19 protein-coding genes are annotated in these 18,275 nt (G+C 71.1%); 10 read left to right on the forward strand and 9 right to left on the reverse strand.

What is annotated here, in order from left to right; translation table 11 throughout:
- Positions 1-195: 195 nt before the first annotated feature.
- The gene (locus tag D5S19_RS10715; RefSeq protein ID WP_120023202.1) at positions 196-825 is read left to right on the forward strand and encodes a TetR/AcrR family transcriptional regulator; all 630 of its coding nucleotides are present in this window, start codon (positions 196-198) and stop codon (positions 823-825) included.
- 638 nt (positions 826-1,463) lie between these two features.
- On the opposite strand, the gene D5S19_RS10720 is transcribed toward D5S19_RS10715, so the two are convergent.
- Positions 1,464-2,156: a TetR/AcrR family transcriptional regulator gene (locus tag D5S19_RS10720; protein WP_120023203.1), complete on the reverse strand. Its 693-nt coding sequence runs from the start codon at positions 2,154-2,156 to the stop codon at positions 1,464-1,466.
- 58 nt (positions 2,157-2,214) lie between these two features.
- Between D5S19_RS10720 and D5S19_RS10725 the strand changes: the two genes are divergently transcribed.
- The 3 genes from D5S19_RS10725 to D5S19_RS10735 all read left to right on the forward strand — a co-directional run bounded on the left by D5S19_RS10725 (position 2,215) and on the right by D5S19_RS10735 (position 3,943).
- A complete protein-coding gene (locus D5S19_RS10725; RefSeq protein WP_120023204.1) occupies positions 2,215-3,081 on the forward strand; it encodes an alpha/beta fold hydrolase in 867 nt (288 codons plus the stop codon).
- A gap of 83 nt (positions 3,082-3,164) precedes the next feature.
- Entirely contained in the window at positions 3,165-3,587 is a 423-nt protein-coding gene (locus D5S19_RS10730) for a hypothetical protein (protein ID WP_120023205.1), read from the forward strand.
- 170 nt (positions 3,588-3,757) lie between these two features.
- Positions 3,758-3,943 carry a DUF5302 domain-containing protein gene (locus tag D5S19_RS10735; protein ID WP_120023206.1) on the forward strand — a complete coding sequence of 62 codons (186 nt, stop codon included), beginning with the start codon at positions 3,758-3,760 and terminating at the stop codon, positions 3,941-3,943.
- A gap of 96 nt (positions 3,944-4,039) precedes the next feature.
- Here the strand turns inward: D5S19_RS10735 and D5S19_RS10740 are convergent, their stop codons facing one another.
- From D5S19_RS10740 to D5S19_RS10755, 4 genes are all read right to left on the reverse strand, one after another.
- On the reverse strand, positions 4,040-5,113 hold the full coding sequence (locus D5S19_RS10740) for a Glu/Leu/Phe/Val family dehydrogenase (protein WP_120023263.1): 1,074 nt from the start codon (positions 5,111-5,113) through the stop codon (positions 4,040-4,042).
- Between the two features lie 145 nt (positions 5,114-5,258).
- Positions 5,259-6,452 carry an aminotransferase class V-fold PLP-dependent enzyme gene (locus D5S19_RS10745; protein WP_120023207.1) on the reverse strand — a complete coding sequence of 398 codons (1,194 nt, stop codon included), beginning with the start codon at positions 6,450-6,452 and terminating at the stop codon, positions 5,259-5,261.
- A complete protein-coding gene (locus D5S19_RS10750) occupies positions 6,449-7,240 on the reverse strand; it encodes a tryptophan 2,3-dioxygenase (RefSeq protein WP_120023208.1) in 792 nt (263 codons plus the stop codon). The genes D5S19_RS10745 and D5S19_RS10750 overlap by 4 nt, the downstream gene beginning before the upstream one ends.
- A gap of 7 nt (positions 7,241-7,247) precedes the next feature.
- Positions 7,248-8,024, reverse strand: a complete 777-nt coding sequence (locus tag D5S19_RS10755; protein WP_120023209.1) for a PaaX family transcriptional regulator — start codon at positions 8,022-8,024, stop codon at positions 7,248-7,250.
- Positions 8,025-8,115: 91 nt separating this feature from the next.
- On the opposite strand from D5S19_RS10755, the gene D5S19_RS10760 reads away from it, so the two are divergent.
- Together D5S19_RS10760 and D5S19_RS10765 are read left to right on the forward strand one after the other, a co-directional pair.
- Positions 8,116-8,829, forward strand: a complete 714-nt coding sequence (locus D5S19_RS10760) for an SDR family NAD(P)-dependent oxidoreductase (protein WP_120023210.1) — start codon at positions 8,116-8,118, stop codon at positions 8,827-8,829.
- Positions 8,826-9,653, forward strand: a complete 828-nt coding sequence (locus D5S19_RS10765) for an enoyl-CoA hydratase family protein (RefSeq protein ID WP_120023211.1) — start codon at positions 8,826-8,828, stop codon at positions 9,651-9,653. The genes D5S19_RS10760 and D5S19_RS10765 overlap by 4 nt, the downstream gene beginning before the upstream one ends.
- A gap of 76 nt (positions 9,654-9,729) precedes the next feature.
- Here D5S19_RS10765 and D5S19_RS10770 read toward each other — a convergent pair whose 3' ends face one another.
- Positions 9,730-10,650, reverse strand: coding sequence for an SMP-30/gluconolactonase/LRE family protein (locus D5S19_RS10770; protein ID WP_120023212.1), 921 nt, complete (start codon positions 10,648-10,650; stop codon positions 9,730-9,732).
- A 12-nt stretch (positions 10,651-10,662) separates the two neighbouring features.
- Complete coding sequence (locus tag D5S19_RS10775) at positions 10,663-11,319, reverse strand: histidine phosphatase family protein (RefSeq protein WP_120023213.1); 657 nt, start codon at positions 11,317-11,319, stop codon at positions 10,663-10,665.
- Between the two features lie 400 nt (positions 11,320-11,719).
- Between D5S19_RS10775 and D5S19_RS10780 the strand changes: the two genes are divergently transcribed.
- Positions 11,720-12,658, forward strand: a complete 939-nt coding sequence (locus D5S19_RS10780; protein WP_120023214.1) for a hypothetical protein — start codon at positions 11,720-11,722, stop codon at positions 12,656-12,658.
- Positions 12,659-12,683: 25 nt separating this feature from the next.
- Here the strand turns inward: D5S19_RS10780 and D5S19_RS10785 are convergent, their stop codons facing one another.
- Positions 12,684-14,294, reverse strand: a complete 1,611-nt coding sequence (locus D5S19_RS10785; RefSeq protein WP_120023215.1) for an acyl-CoA synthetase — start codon at positions 14,292-14,294, stop codon at positions 12,684-12,686.
- Positions 14,295-14,465: 171 nt separating this feature from the next.
- Here D5S19_RS10785 and D5S19_RS10790 point away from each other — a divergent pair, with 171 nt between their 5' ends.
- Both D5S19_RS10790 and D5S19_RS10795 read left to right on the forward strand, forming a co-directional pair.
- The gene (locus D5S19_RS10790; RefSeq protein ID WP_120023216.1) at positions 14,466-16,160 is read left to right on the forward strand and encodes a bifunctional 3'-5' exonuclease/DNA polymerase; all 1,695 of its coding nucleotides are present in this window, start codon (positions 14,466-14,468) and stop codon (positions 16,158-16,160) included.
- Between the two features lie 161 nt (positions 16,161-16,321).
- Complete coding sequence (locus D5S19_RS10795) at positions 16,322-16,720, forward strand: hypothetical protein (RefSeq protein ID WP_233573817.1); 399 nt, start codon at positions 16,322-16,324, stop codon at positions 16,718-16,720.
- Between the two features lie 4 nt (positions 16,721-16,724).
- Here D5S19_RS10795 and D5S19_RS10800 read toward each other — a convergent pair whose 3' ends face one another.
- A complete protein-coding gene (locus D5S19_RS10800) occupies positions 16,725-17,297 on the reverse strand; it encodes a TetR/AcrR family transcriptional regulator (RefSeq protein WP_120023217.1) in 573 nt (190 codons plus the stop codon).
- An 87-nt stretch (positions 17,298-17,384) separates the two neighbouring features.
- Between D5S19_RS10800 and D5S19_RS10805 the strand changes: the two genes are divergently transcribed.
- A complete protein-coding gene (locus tag D5S19_RS10805; RefSeq protein WP_120023218.1) occupies positions 17,385-18,266 on the forward strand; it encodes an SDR family oxidoreductase in 882 nt (293 codons plus the stop codon).
- Positions 18,267-18,275 lie beyond the last annotated feature (9 nt).

Consider the following 18,275-nt stretch of genomic DNA (forward strand, 5'->3'; position numbering starts at 1 on the left):
GGTTTTCCCGGTCCCGGATCGGACACGGCCGGTGATTTTCGCTGGTCACGAGCCGCGAAGCGGCAGGTCCTTTTCTCGGACGCGCGGAGCGAAGCCGTCAAGCCGTACCCGGCGGTAGCCCTCCGAACGTGTCTGCCCGGCCGACATTCCCACGATTAATCCCCGCCCCTGAACCGATCATGAGACCATCACCGGATGAGCATCGAGCCGGCGCCGAAATGGCGGAGATTGGAACCGGACGAGCGCAAGGAGCAGATCTACGCCTGCGCCGCCCGCCTGTTCGGCGCCCGCCCGTACTCGGACGTGTCCACTTCGGACATCGCACACGAGGCAGGCGTGGCCCGCGGGCTGATCAACCACTATTTCGGCACGAAACGCGAGCTGTACCTGGAAATCCTGCGGCGTGCGCTGACCGTGCCGCGGCTGGCGCTGGAGGGTATCCCCCACGGCCCGCTGGAACTGCGCGTGGAGGTGGCCATCGACTTGCTCCTGGACATGGTCTGCGGGCAGGAGAAGATGTGGCTGGCCGCGATCGCGCCGGAGGGCATCGGCCGCGATCCGGAGGTGGACCGGATCCTCGTCGAGGGCGATCGCGCCTCGGCTGACCGCGTACTGGAGATGGTGGGGCTGTCCCGCGAGAGCGACCACGGCGAGGAACTCAACGCCACGGTGCGCGCGTTCGCGGGGATGGTGAAGGCGGCCGGCCGGGAGTGGCTGGTGCTCGGCTCGCTCTCTCGCGCCCAGGTGCACACCCTGCTGAGCCGATCCCTGGTGACGCTGGTGCGGGAGGTGTTCCCGACGATCCAGGACCCGCACCCGGGCTGAGGGAGTGCCCCCGGCACCACGAGGGGGAGGGAGTGCCGGGGGCCCCGCCGGAGGTGCGAACCCCCGGTACGGTCCACGCTACGCCGGATCCTCCGAGGCCGGGGGCGGTTCGGAAAAGCCCGGCGAGCTGTGCGGCCCGTCGGTTCGGACCGCAGCTGCTCCGGTCCGGCGGGTGCCGGCCCGGCCGGGCGGATGCGCTTCGGCGGGATGTGGCTTTGCGGTCCGCGGAAAGCGCCTCAGGCCGACCCGAGCCAGCCGCTGGTGAGCGGGTGGCTCGGCGTAAGGATTCGGCCGGACCTGGCGACACTGGGCGATGCGATCGATCCGGAGACGCGCGGCCGACCCCGCTCTCCGGCGAGCTACTCGCCCATCGGCCCTGCCTCGGCAGGGCGAGCCTTCGCTCAGCCACCGGTGAACGGTCAGTCCGACCGCGTCTCGCGAATTCGCACCACGGCCCCACGATCGCGGCGTAGCCACACGACTGACCGGGGTGTCCGCAAGACAGGGCGCCGCCCATCCCCACCGATCTACCTCGACGGGGCGAGCCCTCCCCGTCACCGGAAAGCACGGCACATCCACCCGTCGCAAGGATCCGGCCGGATCCCGCCGCACCGCGACCGCGCGATCGCGGCCCCGGGTCAGCCGTTCAGTTCCGCCAGCCGTACGGCCAGGCCGTCCAGACAGCGGCGGATCGCGTACTCGTACATCTGCGCCTGATAGTCCGCGGCGAGTTCCGGGTCGGCCTGCCGGGCCTTCATCATCTTGGCGTGGGTGGCCAGGCCGGGGTGGTCCGGGTCGTCATGGTGGCGGGCGTACTCGGCGGCGTTGTCCAGGCGCTGTGAGAAGGCGGGGCTGTTGCGGTCGTCCTCCGTCGCGACGAACTGGCAGGCGGTCGTGGTCAGCATGTGCAGGATGAGCGAACTCTCGTCGCCGAACCCGGCTTCCTGCAGCAACCGGATGCCGCGGTCCACCAGGGTCGTCGCCGCGGTGACCGACGGGGCGAAGCGCACCATCCAGCGGGCTGTGCCCGGATACCGGTGCAGCACCGTGCGCACGTCGGCGAGCAACTGGGCGAACCACTCCTGCCAGTGCAGTCCCTCCTCCGGGATGGGGAGGGTGGCGACCACCCGGTCGAGCACCGCGCAGATCAGCGCGTCCCGGTCGCCGACGTGGTGGTAGAGCACCGCCGGATAGGCGCCGAGCACACCGGCGAGCTCGCGCAGTGTCCAGTTTTCCAAACCGCGCTCGGCGGTCAGCTCGACCGCGGCGTCGACGATTCGCTCGGCGGTGATCGCCGGGCGCGGGCCGGACGGAGAGGAGGATGACCCCATGCCAGTACCGTAGCGGTGACCGGTCCCGCCACGGTGCCCGGTGCGGCATGATCGGGGTATGCCACGCGCAAAGGCCAACGGCCTGGAACTCGAATACGAAGCCTTCGGCGACCCGGCGCACCCGCCGATCGTGCTCGTGATGGGCCTCGGCGCGCAGATGGTCACCTGGGAGACCGGGTTCTGCGAGCTGCTGGCCGAGCACGGCTTCCACGTGGTCCGGTTCGACAATCGCGACTGCGGGCTCTCCACCTGGCTCGACGAGCTCGGCACGCCCGATCCGGCCGATCTCGGCCAGGCGGAGGCGCCGTACTCGCTGTCCGACCTCGCCGACGACGTGGTGGGCCTGTTCGACGCACTCGGGTTCGCCAAGGCGCACGTGGCCGGCACCTCGATGGGCGGGATGATCGTGCAGCGGCTGGCCCTCGACCACCCGGACCGGCTGCTGAGCCTCACCTCGATCATGTCCACCACCGGCGATCCGGCGGTCGGCCGGACCTCCCCGGCCGCGCTCGCCACGCTGACCCAGCCGCCCGCGCGCAGCCGCGAGGCGGCCATCGAGCAGAGCATCGCGAACTACCGCACCACCGGCTCACCCGGCTATCCGGAGTCGGAAGAGTACTTGCGGCACAAGGCGACCCGCGCCTACGACCGGGCAGTGCACCCGGCGGGCACGATGCGGCAGCTGATGGCGATCCTCACCGCCGCCGACCGGACCGAGGGGCTGCGCGAGGTCCGGCTGCCCGCGGTGGTCGTGCACGGCGACGCGGACCAGATGATCGACGTGACCGGCGGCAAGGCGACCGCCGCCGCCATTGCGGACGCGGAGCTGGTGATCCTGCCCGGGATGGGCCACGATCTGCCGGAGCCGCTGTGGCCGGAGCTCGTGGCCGCGATCGTGCGTGCGACCGAGCGCGAGGCCGGTTAAGAAGACGTCAAGAACTCGCCACGGCGCGTACGGATGCCGTCCGCGCCCACGGCGCCCATGCCCGCGCGCGGTCCACTGAGCGCATGGACGGACGGCTCCCCGGAGGGTTCGGATTCCCGATCGGATGCGCAGTCGTGGCGACCGTTGCGATCGTGGCGGACATGGCGGGCGCCACCGAGCATCCCGGGTACGCCGTCGTCCCGCTGACTCTCGTGGTGTTCACCAGCGGCGTCATGACCAGAGTGCCCGCCGCGCTGGGGGTCGCGGCCGTGGCGTGGGCGGTGGTTTCGGGCTTCCTGTACGGACGCTCGGGTGGCCTGGTCTTCGACCTGGCGACCGGACGGCTCGCGCTCGCGCTGTTCAGCGCGTTGGTGCTGGGCGGTGTCGTCAGGATCGTGGTGGCCAGGATCCCGCTGCGCACGGATCCGCCACCCCGGCGTTCGGGCATCGGCAACGCCGTAGATCGCCTGCAGCAATACATCGTCACGCCGGGGCGCCACGGATAGCTCGCAGGAGGGCGAAGCCGTCCGGTTCGGACGCGAGGGAACAGCTGATCGGCTGAATTTTCCTTGCCCCGCAGGAGTTCCGTGGTCGCCGCGGGGAAATCGGCTCGCCAAGCGCCCCGGTCGATGGCAGGCTGAACCGGTCCCCACGTCGTCATCCTCCGGAGGTCAGCATGAGTGAACCGCAATCGTCGCACAGCGGCGAGGAGGACGACACCAGGCGCAAGTTCCGGGAGGCGCTCGAACGCAAGCAGGCGCAGAGCCGGTCCGGGGCCTCGCACGAGGACGGCGGGGCACGCAACCGGCAGGCACACGGCCCCGCCGCGAACAAGCGCACCTTCCGCCGCAAGAGCGGCTGAACGCGAGTGCGGGGAATCCCGGGCTGCCGGGAGTTCCCCGCACCGTCGTCCGGAGCGAAGCGAACCGTTCAGACGGTCAAGGCCGTTGAGACCAGTTCAGACCTTGAGGATGCCGCGCAGCCGGCCGACCTCGGCGATGCGCCGCTCGGCGAGCCGGTCGGCGGCCGCCGCCGGTGGCACGCCGTCCGCTTCGGCCAGCGCGTAGACCGACTTGGTGGTCTCGAAGATCTCGGCGGTCTTGCGCTGCGCGCGGGCGAAGTCGAAGCCGTGCCGTTCGTCGTCGACCTGGATCACGCCGCCGGCGTTGACGAGGTAGTCCGGGGCGAACAGGACGCCGCGGTCGGCCAGCAGCTTGTCCACGCCCGGGTGCGCGAGCTGATTGTTCGCCGCGCCGCAGACGATCTGGGCCCGCAGCGCGGCCACCGTCTCGTCGGTCAGCACGCCACCCCGCGCGCACGGCGCGAACACGTCCAGCTCGGTGCCGATCATGGCGTCCACATCGGACACTACGGCGACGTCCGGATGCGCCGCCCGCACGCGATCCACCGCGGCTTCGGCCACGTCGGTGACCACGACCCGGGCGCCGGCCTCGACGAGGTGGTCGACCAGGATGTGGCCCACCTTGCCGACCCCGGCCACGCCGACCCGGCGGCCGGTCAGCTCCGGCGTGCCCCACCGGTGCTCGGCCGAGGCGCGGATGCCCTGGAAGACCCCGAAAGCCGTGAGCACGGAGGAATCGCCCGCACCGCCGTTCTCCGGCGAGCGGCCGGTGACGTACCGGGTCTCGCGGGCCACCACGTCCATGTCCCGCACGTAGGTGCCCATGTCGCAGGCGGTGAGATAGCGGCCGCCGAGGGAGTCCACGAACCGGCCGTAGGCGCGCAGCAGGGCTTCGGACTTCACGGTCGCCGGATCGCCGATGATCACGGCCTTGCCGCCGCCGAGATCGAGCCCGGCGAGTGCGTTCTTGTACGCCATGCCCTTGGACAGCGCGAGCACGTCGTCGAGCGCTTCGTCCTCGGTGGCGTAGGGGTAGAACCGGGTACCGCCGAGCGCCGGGCCCAGTGCGGTCGAGTAGATGCCGATGATGGCCTTGAGCCCGCTGGCCTCGTGGTGGCAGTACACAACTTGTTCATGGCCGCTGTGCCGGCCGAAAACGCCTTCGGTCACGGTGGTGACGTCCTTGTCTCCCGCGCGCGGTTCGTGGCCGCGCGCTGTCATGTGAACGGTTCGCGCACCGGCGAGGGGGTCGCCCAGGCCTGCGCACGAGGTCAACCTATGCCCGCAGTGGAAGACAATCCAGCGCGGCCCCGGGTTACTCCCGGAGAACGTCTCGAAGGGTGGACATTGCCGCTTCCAGCTGTGCGTCGGACAGGTACGGCGCGGGACCGAACCGCAGGTGGTGCCCGCGGCTGTCGGTGCGCACGCCCCGCTCGGCGAGCGCCTCGCACAGCTGCGCGGCCCGCGCGCCGCGCAGGGCGAGGAACCCGCCAATTCCTTCCGGCGGCGTATCCCGGTCGCGGGTGATCACGCCCTCGGGCAGCCGGAGGTCGTCGAAGCACCGGGCGAGCAGCCCGACCTGATGCCGGGAGACCTCACGCAGGAATTCCGGAGTCAGCCCGTGCTCGGCGAAGAACCGCTGCACCCGCACGCCGCGGTAATGGCTCGACGGGTCGTAGGTGGCGCCGGCGAACCGGTCGCCGCCGGTCGCGTAGACGACCTCGCCGGGCCGCGGTTCACCGGCGAGCGCGCCGAATTCCGCGTACCAGCCGGTGATCACCGGGCGCAGCTCCTGCGCGTGCGCGGGCAGCCGCAGGAAGCAGTTGCCCTCGCCCAGTTGCAGGTATTTGTAGCCGCCGCCGAGGATCCAGGCGTTGGTGAACCCGCCGTCGTGCACGGGGAACGGGACCACTCCGAGCGCGTGGTAGGCGTCGACGAGCAGTTCCACCGAGCGGCCACGGCAGGCGTCGGCCAGGTGCACGAGGCCGGGCACGATCCGCGCGGTCTCGAACAGCACCGCCGAGACCAGCACCGCGGCGGTGCGCCCGTCGATCTGCTCGGCGAGCCGCCCGGCCAGCGTCGCCACCGGTTCCGCCGGGACCCGGACGACCTCGATGCCCTCCTCGGCCAGCCTGGCCAGCTGGCGGCGCAGGGTGTGGAACTCCCCGTCCGTGGTGACCAGCCGGGGCCGCTTCGGCAGCTCGATCGCGGACAGGAAACGCAGCACCAGCTCGTGGGTGTTCGCGCCGAGCGCGTACTCCCCGGCCGGGTCGGACAGCAGTTCGCGGAACCCGGCACGCAGCTCGCCGGCCTTCGCGAAAGCCCGCTCCCACTTGCCGTCCACGTCGCGTGCGGCGTCCGCGAACGCTTCGAGCAGCCCTTCCTCCGCGACGTCCGGCCAGGCCTGGTGCGAGTGCGCGGACAGCAGCAGCCGGCCGGCGACGCCGAAGCGCGAGTAGTGCGGGGCGAGCGCGTTCGGCTCGGCGCGCAGCGAGTCGAGAGTGGTCACAACCGGCTCCGCACGGCCCACAGGTCCGGGAACATCGGCCGGAACAACGTCGCGCGCAAGTAGTTCGCCCCCGACGAGCCGCCCGTCCCGGTCTTGTCCCCGATCGTGCGCTCCACCATCTTGACGTGCCGGTACCGCCACTCCTGCATCCCTTCGTCCAGATCGACCAGGCATTCCGCGACCGTCGAGGGGCCGCCGTCGTCCTGGTACACCTTCAGGAGCACCTCCTGCAGTTCCGCGGACGGCTGCAGCGGCGCGGTGACGTCGCGATCGGTCCGGACCGGGTAGCCGTGCCCGGCCAGGTAGGTCAGGAACGAGTCGAAGACCGAGGGCCGCCGCATCGCCGCGGAGATGCGGGCACGCTGCTCTCCCCCGGCGGGATAGTGCGCGAACACCCGCTCGTCCCGGCGGCCGAGCACCGCCTCCAGCTCGCGGAACTGCGCGGACTGGAACCCGCTGGAGGCGTCCAGCCGGGCGCGGAAACCGGTGAACTGGCTGGGTGTCATCGTCTCCAGCACGTCGATCTGCGCGACCACCACCTTGAGCACGGTCAGGATCCGGCGCAGCGTGCGCATCGAGTGCGCGGTGCTGCCCGCGGCCAGGTGCTCCTGCAGGAACGCGGCCTCGTGCAGGATCTGCTTGAACCACAGCTCGTACACCTGGTGGATCACGATGAACAGCAGCTCGTCGTGCTCGTCCGAACGCGGGCGCTGCGCGGCGAGCACCTCGTCGAGCGCCAGGTAGGAGGTGTAGCTGAGCGCGGCCTGCGGGTCGTCGGTACCGGTCATGATGTCCTCACTGCTTCGGGGAGAGTGCGCGATCGAAGTGCCGCTGGGCCGCCGGGGCCAGCGTGCGGTAGCGGTCGTGGAACAGCTCGACGGCCGCGGCCCGCCGCCCGGGTGCCGGGATCAGCTCGGCGGGCAGTTCCGGATCGAGGGACGGGAACTCCCGGAAGGCGTGCACCAGCCGGGTGCGCACGACGAACGCCTCGGCGTCGGGCAGCTCCCGCGGGCAGCCGCCGAACTCGGTGACGAACGCGTCGTAACGGGCGGAGAGCCCGTCCAGATCCCAGGCTCGGCCGGCGAACCGGCGTACGTCCAGCCCCGCGGACGGGGTGCCCAGCATCAGCCCGGCGTAGCCGGTCACGTCCAGCTCGGCGAGCAATTCGAGCACCTCGGCCTCCCGGTCGTGCGGGGCCAGCCAGGTGCCGTCCTGCACCGGCCCGAAGCCGAGGAAACGCAGCCGCCGCACCAGCTGTTCACGGGCGGGGCGCCGGGTCTCGGGGATGTTCTGCCACAGCACGGTCCAGGTGCCCGCCTCCCGCTCGCCTCGGCCGAGGCCGAAGATGCGCCGGTCGCCGTCGGCCAGCAGGGCGACCGTGCGGCGGGTCAGGGAGTAGTGCACCAGGCGGCCCTCGCGGTGCCGGGCGAGCAGCCCGCCGCGCACCAGCCGGGTCAGCGCGATCCGGGCCGCACCGTCGGAAAAGCCCAGTTCCTGCAGCAGGGTGACGAGCCCGCCGGACCACACCCGCCGGGTCTCGCGCGGATGCACGTAGCTGCCGAGCAGCGTCATCACGAGCTGCTGTGGCGTGCGCGCGGGTTCCTGGGCTTCGGACACGGCTCAACTCTATACACCACAGACCGCTGCGGTGTAGATTTCTTGGGTGAGCTTCTTCTCCGGAGGGACAACGCGGGTCGTCGTGGTCACCGGTGGTACCCGCGGGATCGGCGCGGCGATCGCGGAGTGGTTCCGCCGCGCCGGGGACACCGTGTACGCCCCCGGCCGCGCCGAGTGCGACGTGACCGATGAGGCCGCGGTACACGCGTACTTCACGAAACTCGGGCCGGTCGACGTGCTGGTCAACAATGCCGGAGTGTCGGCGAGCGCGCCGCTGGCGAAGACCACGGTGCACGATTGGCACGACCAGTTCGAGGTGAACGCGACCGGCGCCTTCCTGTGCACGCGCGAGGTGCTGCCGGGCATGCGGGAGCGGGATCACGGGCGCGTCGTCACCGTCGCCTCGACCGCGGGGCATGCCGGTTTCCGTTACACCGCAGGCTATACCGCGTCGAAGCACGCCGCGGTGGGGCTGACCCGCGCGGTCGCGGCCGAGGTGGCGGGCAGCGGGGTCACGGCCAACGCCGTCTGCCCGGCCTTCGTGCGCACGGACATGACGGCCGAGTCGGTGGCCCGGATCCGCGCCCGCACCGGGCGGAACGAGACGGAGGCGGAAGCCGCGCTGGCCGCCGCGGCACCGCTGGGCCGGTTGCTCGAACCCCGCGAAGTCGCTTACGCGGTGGCGTTTCTCGCCGCCCGCGAGACGGCCGCGATCAACGGGCAGACCCTCGTTCTCGACGGTGGAGGAATACAGAGATGAGCCCGTTCCGTGCCAGCGCCCCGATCACCGGCTCGTGGCGGCACTTCGAGTTCACTGTGGACGATGGCGTCGGGACGGTCACCTTCACCCGCCCGGAGAAGCTGAACGCGCTGACCTTCGACGTCTACGCGGACCTGCGGGACCTGATCGCCGAGCTGCCGCACCGTGGCGATGTGCGGGTGCTGGTCATCTCCGGGCAGGGCCGCGGCTTCTGCTCCGGCGGCGACGTCGAGGAGATCATCGGCGAGCTGCGGCGGATGGAGACCGCGCGGCTGCTGGAGTTCACGCGGATGACCGGCGCGGTGGTGAAGGCGCTGCGGGAGACCCCGATCCCGGTGATCGCCGCGGTCAACGGCGTCGCCGCGGGCGCCGGTTCGGTGCTCGCGCTGGCGAGCGATTTCCGGCTGCTGGCGGAATCGGCGAAGTTCGCGTTCCTGTTCACGAAGGTCGGCCTGGCCGGCGCGGACATGGGTTCGGCGTACCTGCTGCCGCGGCTGGTCGGCCTCGGGCGGGCAACTGAGCTGCTGATGCTGGGCGAGCAGGTGCCCGCCGCCCGTGCCGAGGCGATCGGCCTGGCCACGCGGGTCGTCCCGGACGCCGAGCTGGGCGCGGAGACGACGGCGCTGGCCCGGCGCCTCGCCGACGGTCCGGCGCTGGCCTACTCGACCACGAAGGTCCTGCTCACCCGGGAACTCGACAGCGACCTCGGCGGCGCCATCGAGCTGGAGGCGATCACCCAGGCACTCCTGATGACCGCGCGCGACCATCGGGAGTTCTATGCCGCGTGGTCCGCCGGACGCCGTCCACAATGGACCGGCCGGTAACACTCGGGGACAAAGGCTGTGAAGGGTCCCTTCACGGACTCTGAGTCCGTGAAGGGACCCTTCACAGCTTTGGCGCTCAGAGATCGAGGTAGGCGATGGCCCGGCTTTCGAGGGAGCCGAACCAGACGCGGCCGTGGTGCTCGCGGACGCCGACGAGGACCCGGAAGCCGGGGATCTCGCCGTCGAAGTGGTGGACGATCTGGCCGTCAGCAGCCAGCGCCATGGTGCCGACCCTCGGGTGCGGGTTCGGCTGCAGGGCGGTCGGCAGGGCGCGGATCGCGGCCCGTAGCGGCGCGGGCAGCCGCCGTGCGACAGCCAGCGCCGGGACCATCGGGCTGGCCAGCGCGACCCAGATCAGGCCGTCGCTGCCCGTGGCGATGTTGTCCGGCAGGCCGGGCAGCTCGTCGATCAGCAGGTCCCGCTCCCCCGCTCGGGGACCCGTCAGCCACACCCGCGCGATCCGGCAGCCGCCGGTTTCGGCGACCGCCACGTACGACTCGTCCGGCGGGAGTGCGACGCCGTTGGCGAACTGCATGCCGTCTGCGACCAGGGTGATCTCGCCGTCCGGGGTACGGCGCAGCAGCCTGCCGCCCGCGGTCTGCTCGATCAGGTCGTCGCGCCAGCGGTCGATACCGAAACGACGGGAGGAATCGGTGAAATAGATCGTGCCGTCCTCGGCGACCGCGGCGTTGTTGCAGAACACCAGGTCCAGCCCGGCCGCGGAAGTGGCCAGTGTCCGGACCGGGCCGCCGGCCAGCGGCATGGCCAGCAGGCCCGCGTGGGCATCGCAGATCAGCAGCTCGTCATCGCCGTAGAGCTCCAGCCCGAGCGGGCGGCCGCCGGTGTCGCCGAGCAGGTCGATCCGCCGGCCGTCCGGGGAGATCCGCAGGATCCGCCCGTCGTCCACGCCGGTGTACACCCGGCCCTCGGCGTCGACCACCACGTCCTCTGGCGCATGCCCGTTGACCGGGACGAGCGTGACCTCACCGAACCGCAACTCTGACGCCTCCTAGCGATAGCTGAGCAGCCGCGCCGTCTCCCCTTCGAGATGCGCGTGCTCATTGAACGACAGCAGGTTCACCCCGCCGCGCCCGGACGTCAGCTTGGTGATCCCGGTGTTCACGGTGACGCGGTTGAGCTTCAGCAGCCCGGCCTCGGGCACGCCCATCAACGTACCGGCGAGCGCACCGATGACCCCACCGGAGGTGAATACCAGCGCGTGCTCCCCCTTGCCCAGCGACGCGACGAGGTCCGCCAGCACCGCACTGCAACGGGCACGGAAGGCAGGCCAGGTCTCCGTGCACGGACCGCCGTCCCCTGCCGCCACCCACGCGGTCAGCGCGGCGTCCAGCACGCCCTGGTACGCCCGTGAGTCCTCCTGGGGCGCGCCGCCGGCGTGGTGCGCGGAGATGTCCACGTGGTCGTACTCGTTCCAGCGTTCGTCCTCGACCACCGGGGCGTCACAGCCGAGCGCCTTCCTCGCGGTGGCCGCGGTGTCACGCTGCCGCGCCAGCGTGCCGGAGCAGACCCGGGTGAACTCCACACCGCGGCGGCGCAGGTCCGCACCGACCACTGTGGACTGTTCGAAACCGAGAGGGGACAACGCGTCGTACTCCGCCGCGCCGAACGAGGCCTGACCGTGCCGGACCAGGTAGATCGCACCCAATTCAGTGTCCTTTCACGCGAACATTCGCAGGACCAGGCCGGCTCCGGCGAAGGACCATACCGAGATTCTACTGAGTGGTAACAAAGAGCGCTGCGCCGGAGCGGAGGACCGGTGGCCCGGCGTCTTGGGGGCAGGCCGGGCCACCGGTTCCGGGCACGGCACCGGCGGGCACGGGGCGCGGGCCGTGCGCCGGGAGCCGAAGTGTCCGGCCGTGCCGGGCAGCCCGGCACGTCTGCTCCGCCATCGAAGCGTGCCCCCGCAGGTCCGGGCAATGGTTCACAGTTGCCAGTACTAGTCCGTTCGACCCAGTCCCGCCCGAATGTGCCTGCTCCGGCGGCTGCTACGGTCTGTATGGCGAGTTCGGCACGGTCGGTTACGGGCGGGGGCGGTCGGCGGAACCATGGCGCGGCAGCAGGCGGGCGGTACGGGTCCGGACCCGGTGGCGGGTGCCCGGACCGCGTTCGCGAGCGCGCTGCGCAGGGCGATCACCGACAGCGGCCTTTCCCTCGACCGGATCCAGGCACGACTGCGGGCCCGCGGCACCGCCGTCAGCGTCACGGCGCTGAGTTACTGGCAGTCCGGCAAACGTCAGCCGGAACGGGCCGGTTCGCTCGCCGCGGTGCGGGTGCTGGAAGAGATCCTGGACGTGCCGGCCGGTGCGTTGCTCGGGTTGCTGCCGCCGCCCCGTCCGCGCGGCGCGAGCCGCCGGGACCGGGCCGGCGAGGAGCCGCTGACGTTCACCCGCGAAGTCCTCCAGCCGCTGCTCGACCGAGTCGGCGCGCCGGACGCGCTCGACCAGCTCCATCAGCTCAAGCTCGTCGGCCTGCACGATCGCTGCGTGATCGCCGCGGACGGCGGTCAGCGCGAGGTGACCTCCCGCGCGGTGTTCCAGGCCGCCGCGGACGGCCAGGACCGTTGGCTGCTCGTGTACGCACAGGGCGACGAAGCCCCGGTACCCGCCCTGCACCCGGTGCGCAACTGCCGGACCGGCCGCGTGGAAGTCGACGAGGAGCACGGCATCCTGGTCGCCGAGCTGCTGTTCGAACATCCGCTGGCCCGCGGCGAAACGCACCTCATCGAGTACACGCTGGCCAACTCCGGCCCGCCCTATCCGCAATGCCGTGCCACGCACTATCGCGAGTTCCGTCGTTCGGTCCGCGAGTACCTGCTGGAAGTCCGGTTCGACCCGGAGGCCGTCCCGTCCCGCTGCTGGCAGTACTCCCGGGCGGCGGACGGCACTTCGGCCCGCCGCGGCCTCCGTCTGGACAGCAGCCACAGCGTCCACGCGGTCGCCCTGGACTTCGGGCCGGGCATCTTCGGTATCGACTGGGACGCGTGAGGGGCCGGGCAGCGATCGCTGACGATCACACCAGCTTCGAGCGAAGCAGCTTCCCCGTGGCGTTACGAGGCAGCTCGTCCAGGAACTCCACGTCCCGCGGAACCTTGTACCGGGCCAGGTTCGCCTTCACATACTCACGAACCGCTGCCTCGTCCAAACCGGACTCACCGGTCCGCACCACGAAAGCCTTGAGCCGCTGGCCGAAGTCCTCATCGGACACGCCGATCACCGCGGCTTCGACCACTTCTTCGTGCGCGACCAGGAGGTTCTCCACTTCCACCGGGAACACGTTCTCCCCGCCGGAGACGATCATCTCGTCGTCGCGGCCGTCGATGAACAACAGACCGTCGGCATCGAAGTGGCCGACGTCGCCGCTGGAGAGCAGGCCGTCGATGACCTCCTTGTGCCGGCCGTCGGTGTAGCCGGCGAAGCTCAGCCCACTGCCCACGAACACGCGGCCGGTCACGTTCGCCGCGGTGATCGGGGCGCCCTGCTCGTCGTAGAGCATCACCCGGCAGCCGACCGGCGGGCGGCCGACCGTGCCGGGCGCGCGCCGCCAGTCCTCGGGAGTGGCCACCGAGGCCACCGCGATCTCCGTGGAGCCGTACAGATTGTGCACGACGTCGCCGAACTCCTCGCTGGCCCGGTTGCCCAGATCCGGCGAAAGCGCGGAACCGGAGACGAAGATGATCCGCAGGCAGGAGGTGTCGTACTTCGCGCGGACTCCCGCGGGCAGATCGACGATCCGCTGCAGCATCGTGGGTACCAGCACCAGCGCCGTGCAGCGCTGCTCGGCCACACCCCGCAGCGTGGCCTCCGGGTCGAACTTGCGGTGCAGCACGACCTTGCAGCCCAACGCGAAACTCAGGATCGCCTGCGACAGCCCGGTCGCGTGGAACAGCGGCGCGCCCAGGTAGGTCGACTCCCCCGCGCGCAACGGGATCCGGTCCAGGAACTGCGCCGAGGACAACGCCGAGGTGCGCGGCCGCGGCGCCCCCTTCGGGGTGCCGGTGGTACCGCTGGTGAGCAGCACGAACCCGCCCGGCCGGGCGGGCGCCGGGAGCGGGCGGTCGTCCGTGCTGGCGATCAGGTCGGCCAGCTTCGTGATGTCCTGGCTATCCGGTTCGTCCACCCAGGCCAGGTAACGGTCGACGGCGGGCACCGTGTCGAGCAGGTCGGTGAACTCCTCGTCGTAGACGAGCGCGTGGACCTGCTCGCGCTCGGCCACGTCGGCCAGCTGTGGTTTGGCGAAACCGGTGTTCATCAGCAGCAACGGCGCGCCGAGCTTGCCCGAGGCAGCCATCGCGAGCACCAGCCCGCGGTGGTCGCGGCACAGCGTCGCGATCACCGTGCCCGGCCCGAGTCCGCGCTGCGACCAGGCCCTGGCGAGTGCGTTGGACTGGTCGTCGAGCTGCTTGTAGGTGAGCGACCCGCAGTCATCGGCGACGGCGACCGCGGCCGGATCCCGGCGGGCGGCGATGTGGCAGGCCCCGGCGAACGGGCCGTACTTGCGGACCGCGACGAGCGAACGCAGTCCCTCGTCGAGCCGGGGAAAGGGCACCAGCCCCGCCCGGTGCAGCACCTCGATGCTGCGCACCGTTTCGGTCACCTTGCCGGCCAGCGCGGCCACACTCATCCGGGCACCTCCGTTGCTGCGACGGGAGAGCCCACACCGCGGTCGGCGTACCGGCGGTAGGGGGCTACTCGACAGTAGCAACGGGGTCCGGGGCACACCAGCCTCCGATCGTGGGCTCGGTGGCGGAGTCGTTCGCCGGTTTTTGTCGGTGGTGGCCCGCACAATGCAGGGGTGCAGGTGATCACCGGCCGCGAGGAGGACTCCGGCTACACGATCGACGCGCCGGACGGGACCCGGCGCGGGCTTTCGCCTGCCGAATGGGTGGCGCAGGTGCGGGAGCTGGAGGCCGCGCACAGCCCGCGCTGGGTGCTGCCCTCGGTCGAGTCGGACTATCCGGTGCTGGTCGAAGCAGGGGTACCGCTGGGCCGCTGCCACGATCTGCTCCTGGCCGAGGGGTTGTTGCTCGCCTGCGAGGAGCGGGAGAGCGAGTCGCGCAGCCTGCGTGCCGCGTGGGCGCGGGCGCAGGGCGAGGAGCCGCCGGACGACGGGCCCGCGTTCGGCGAGGAAACCCAACCCACCTTGTTCTCGCCGCGCGGCCCGGGGCTGCCCGCGGGCGTCACCGTCGCCATGGCCGCCCGCCGAGTGCTCGCCGAGCAGGAGAAACGCATTGCCGGGCTCGGCTCGCCCGGCCGGATGCGGTTGTTGCTCGCCGCGGAGTCGGCGAGCGCGCTGGCCGCGGTCGAGATGTCCGCGGCCGGGCTGCCGTGGCGAGCGGATCTGCACCGTGAGCTGCTGCAGGAGCGGCTCGGCGCGCGGGTCCCGGCCGGGCAGCGGCCGAAGGCGCTGGTCGAGCTGGCGGCGCGGATCTCCGTGGCGTTCGGCGGGCGGGAGGTGAACCCGGATTCGTCGGCGAGCGTGGTGCGGGCGCTCGCGCGGGAGGGCATCGAGGTGCCGGCCGCACGGAAGTACCTGCTGCGCGAGATCGACCACCCCGCGGTCGCGCCGCTGTTGCGGTACAAGGAGCTGTCCCGGCTGCATTCGGCCAACGGCTGGGCGTGGCTGGACGAATGGGTGACCGACGGCCGGTTCCGGCCGCAATACGTGGTCGGCGGAGTGGTGTCCGGACGGTGGGCCACCCGCGGCGGTGGTGCGCTGCAGATCCCGAAAGTGCTGCGCACCTGCGTACGCGCCGATCCGGGGTGGAAGCTCGTGGTGGCCGACGCCGCGCAGCTCGAACCCCGCGTGCTCACCGCGCTGTCCGGCGACCGCCGGCTCGCCGAGGTCGCCGCGGCCACCGACCTGTACGCACGGCTGGCCGAGGCACTGTTCTCCGGTGCGCGATACGTCCCCCTCCGGCCCGGCGACACCCGCGACGACCGATCCCGCGCGAAGATCGCCATGCTGTCGGCGATGTACGGCGGCACATCCGGAGAAGCAGGCCCGCTGCTCGCGTTGCTGCGCCAGCGTTTCCCGACCGCAGTGTCCTATGTGGAGCATGCCGCCGCCGCAGGCGAACGCGGCGAACGCGTGCGGTCGCGACTCGGGCGCACCTCCCCCGCGCCGTCCGCCGCGTGGCGCGCACTCACCGGCGGCGCCGCCGAGGACGAGGTCGCCGAGACCCGCGCCCGCCGCGCCTCCCGCGGCTGGGGCCGGTTCACCCGCAACTTCGTGGTCCAGGCGAGCGCCGCCGACCTCACCGCGGTCCTGCTGGCGACCCTCCGCCGCCGCCTGCCCGCCCCCGCCCACCTGGTGTTCTTCCTGCACGACGAGGTCCTCGTGCACACCCCCGCCGACCTGGCCGGCGAGGTCGCGGCTTTGGTCGAGGACGCCGTGACCGAATCCGCCCGCCTGCTGTTCGGCGAAGCCTGCCCGGTCCGCTTCCCGATGCACGCGGTCCCGGTGGACACGTATGCGGAGGCGAAATGAGCATGCTTTCCCACCGGACGCAGTGACCACACGGCGGAATCGGGAACCCTTTCGGTCGAATACCGGCACACCGCGAGCATATTTTCCGGGCCGAAACCATGCCGGAATTCAACCTCACGGAGCTAGCGCGGCCGCGACGGCGAACAGTAACTTCAGCCGTCATGGTGGGGAGAAAAACAAAATCCGACCTGGCCAGGCGGTCGGGATACCTGCTCCTGCCGATCATCGCCTTGCTGTGGCCGGTCCGGGGCGTCGATCCCGGGATCATCGCCATCCTGTCGACCGGCGTGGTGCTCTACTGTCTCTTCCAGGCTCCTACCTGGTGCTGCGCAACCACCCGCAAAGGTCAGTTCTGCCGCAACAACGCGAACGGCATCCTGCTCGGATGCCGCTTGCGTCAGCACAAATGGCAGAAACCGAAGATGGCGTTCCGGGAGCAAGCCCTGAGCGAAGCGGGCCGGCGGATGCTCAGCGATCTCAGCGGTAAAGCGGCGTCGCTGTCCGCCATCGCGGGGACGGTTTCGGCCGGCGCGGCCACCGTGACGTTGCTGGTGAAATAACGCGTCACTCCAGCCTCGCGTTCACTTCCCGCAGTTCCCGGAACACCGCCCGGGCCAACTTCCGGAAATCCGCCTCCCCGGACGGGTCGACCCAACGTACGTAGGCGTCATGAAACGCCCGGACGCCCAAATCCGCCGCCAACGCCGCAGCCGGGTCCCCGACCCCCCGGCTTCGCAACGCCCCGGCAATCGCGGCCGCGAGCACGGATTGCTTGTACACCGAGCGTTCGCGGAGTTCGGGCGTGCTCGCGGTGACTTCGAGAAGCCGAGGCCCGAACTCACGCTGCTCGGGGACGAAGGACGCGGTGAGCGCGTCCAGCCCCGCCTCGACCGCCTCCAGCGGCGTGGCCGCGGCGGGAGCCTCCGCGACCCCGTTCGCCAGCAGCTCGGCGTGCACCTGCTGACCGGCGAACAACACCTCCCGCTTGTCCCGGAAATGCCGGAAGAACGTGGTCCTCGTCAGCCCGGCCCGCTCCGCGATCTGCGCGACCGCAGTGCCTTCGTACCCCTGCTCGGCGAACAGATCCACGGCGGCGACCACCAGGCGTTCCCGCGCGTTCGGTTCCCATCGGGCCATCGCCCCATCCTAGGTGATGTGACTCAGTACCGTCACCCCTGCTACAGTGATGATACTGAGTCACATCACCTAGCGGGGAGTTCCGACATGCGTGTTTTCGTCACCGGCGCCAGCGGCCACCTCGGCTCCGCCGTGGTCCCCGAACTGCTCCGCGCCGGACACGAGGTCACCTGCCTCGCCCGGTCCGACGCCTCGGCCGCCACCGTCACCGCACTCGGCGCCCAGGTACACCGTGGCAATCTCGATGACCTAGACGGCCTGCGCCAAGCCGCTCAGAAGGTGGACGCCGTCATCCACCTAGCCTTCGACCACAGCGGCATCGCGACCGGCAAATTCGCCGAAGCAGTCGAAGCCGACCACGCGGTGGTACAGACCTTTGGCGAAGCACTTTCCGGCACCGGCAAGGCTTTCTTCGGCATCGGCTCCACCGGAAGCGACGGCCCGGACCGCAACGCGGCCATCAACGCCAACCCCCGAGCCGCCGTCGCCCGCACCCTCGCCGAATTCGCCGAACACGATGTCCGCACCGTCCTCTTCGGAATCCCGCCCGTCACGCACAGCTCTCTGGACCGGCACGGTTTCGTCCCCCGAATGATCCAGATCGCCCGCGAGACCGGCATTTCCGCCTACGTCGGCGACAACCGCTGGCCCGCCGCCCACACCCTGGACGTCGCCCGGCTCTACGCGCTCGCGCTGGACAAAGCCCCGGCCGGGACCGAACTGGTCGCAGCGGCCGAGGAGGGCATCCCGGTGCGCGAGATCGCCGAGACCATCGGGCGGCATCTGGACCTGCCGGTGAAGGGCATTTCGACGGAACAGGCCGCGGAGCACTTCGCTACCTTTCCGTTCGTTGGCATGGATATCACGATGCCGAATGCGGAAACCCGGCGACTGCTGGGCTGGGAACCGACCCATCCGGGGCTGCTGGACGATCTTGAGGAGGGGCATTACTTCGCGGCCGGTCGGTAGGGCCGGATT

This window comes from Amycolatopsis panacis, from assembly GCF_003600245.1.
Taxonomy (GTDB): domain Bacteria; phylum Actinomycetota; class Actinomycetes; order Mycobacteriales; family Pseudonocardiaceae; genus Amycolatopsis; species Amycolatopsis sulphurea.

Coding starts and splice junctions, on each gene's coding strand:
- D5S19_RS10715 (WP_120023202.1), top strand. CDS start 196: ATGAGCATCGAGCCGGCGCCGAAATGGCGGAGATTGGAACCGGACGAG.
- D5S19_RS10720 (WP_120023203.1), bottom strand. CDS start 2,156: ATGGGGTCATCCTCCTCTCCGTCCGGCCCGCGCCCGGCGATCACCGCC.
- D5S19_RS10725 (WP_120023204.1), top strand. CDS start 2,215: ATGCCACGCGCAAAGGCCAACGGCCTGGAACTCGAATACGAAGCCTTC.
- D5S19_RS10730 (WP_120023205.1), top strand. CDS start 3,165: ATGGACGGACGGCTCCCCGGAGGGTTCGGATTCCCGATCGGATGCGCA.
- D5S19_RS10735 (WP_120023206.1), top strand. CDS start 3,758: ATGAGTGAACCGCAATCGTCGCACAGCGGCGAGGAGGACGACACCAGG.
- D5S19_RS10750 (WP_120023208.1), bottom strand. CDS start 7,240: ATGACCGGTACCGACGACCCGCAGGCCGCGCTCAGCTACACCTCCTAC.
- D5S19_RS10755 (WP_120023209.1), bottom strand. CDS start 8,024: ATGACGCTGCTCGGCAGCTACGTGCATCCGCGCGAGACCCGGCGGGTG.
- D5S19_RS10765 (WP_120023211.1), top strand. CDS start 8,826: ATGAGCCCGTTCCGTGCCAGCGCCCCGATCACCGGCTCGTGGCGGCAC.
- D5S19_RS10780 (WP_120023214.1), top strand. CDS start 11,720: ATGGCGCGGCAGCAGGCGGGCGGTACGGGTCCGGACCCGGTGGCGGGT.
- D5S19_RS10785 (WP_120023215.1), bottom strand. CDS start 14,294: ATGAGTGTGGCCGCGCTGGCCGGCAAGGTGACCGAAACGGTGCGCAGC.
- D5S19_RS10795 (WP_233573817.1), top strand. CDS start 16,322: ATGGTGGGGAGAAAAACAAAATCCGACCTGGCCAGGCGGTCGGGATAC.
- D5S19_RS10800 (WP_120023217.1), bottom strand. CDS start 17,297: ATGGCCCGATGGGAACCGAACGCGCGGGAACGCCTGGTGGTCGCCGCC.
- D5S19_RS10805 (WP_120023218.1), top strand. CDS start 17,385: ATGCGTGTTTTCGTCACCGGCGCCAGCGGCCACCTCGGCTCCGCCGTG.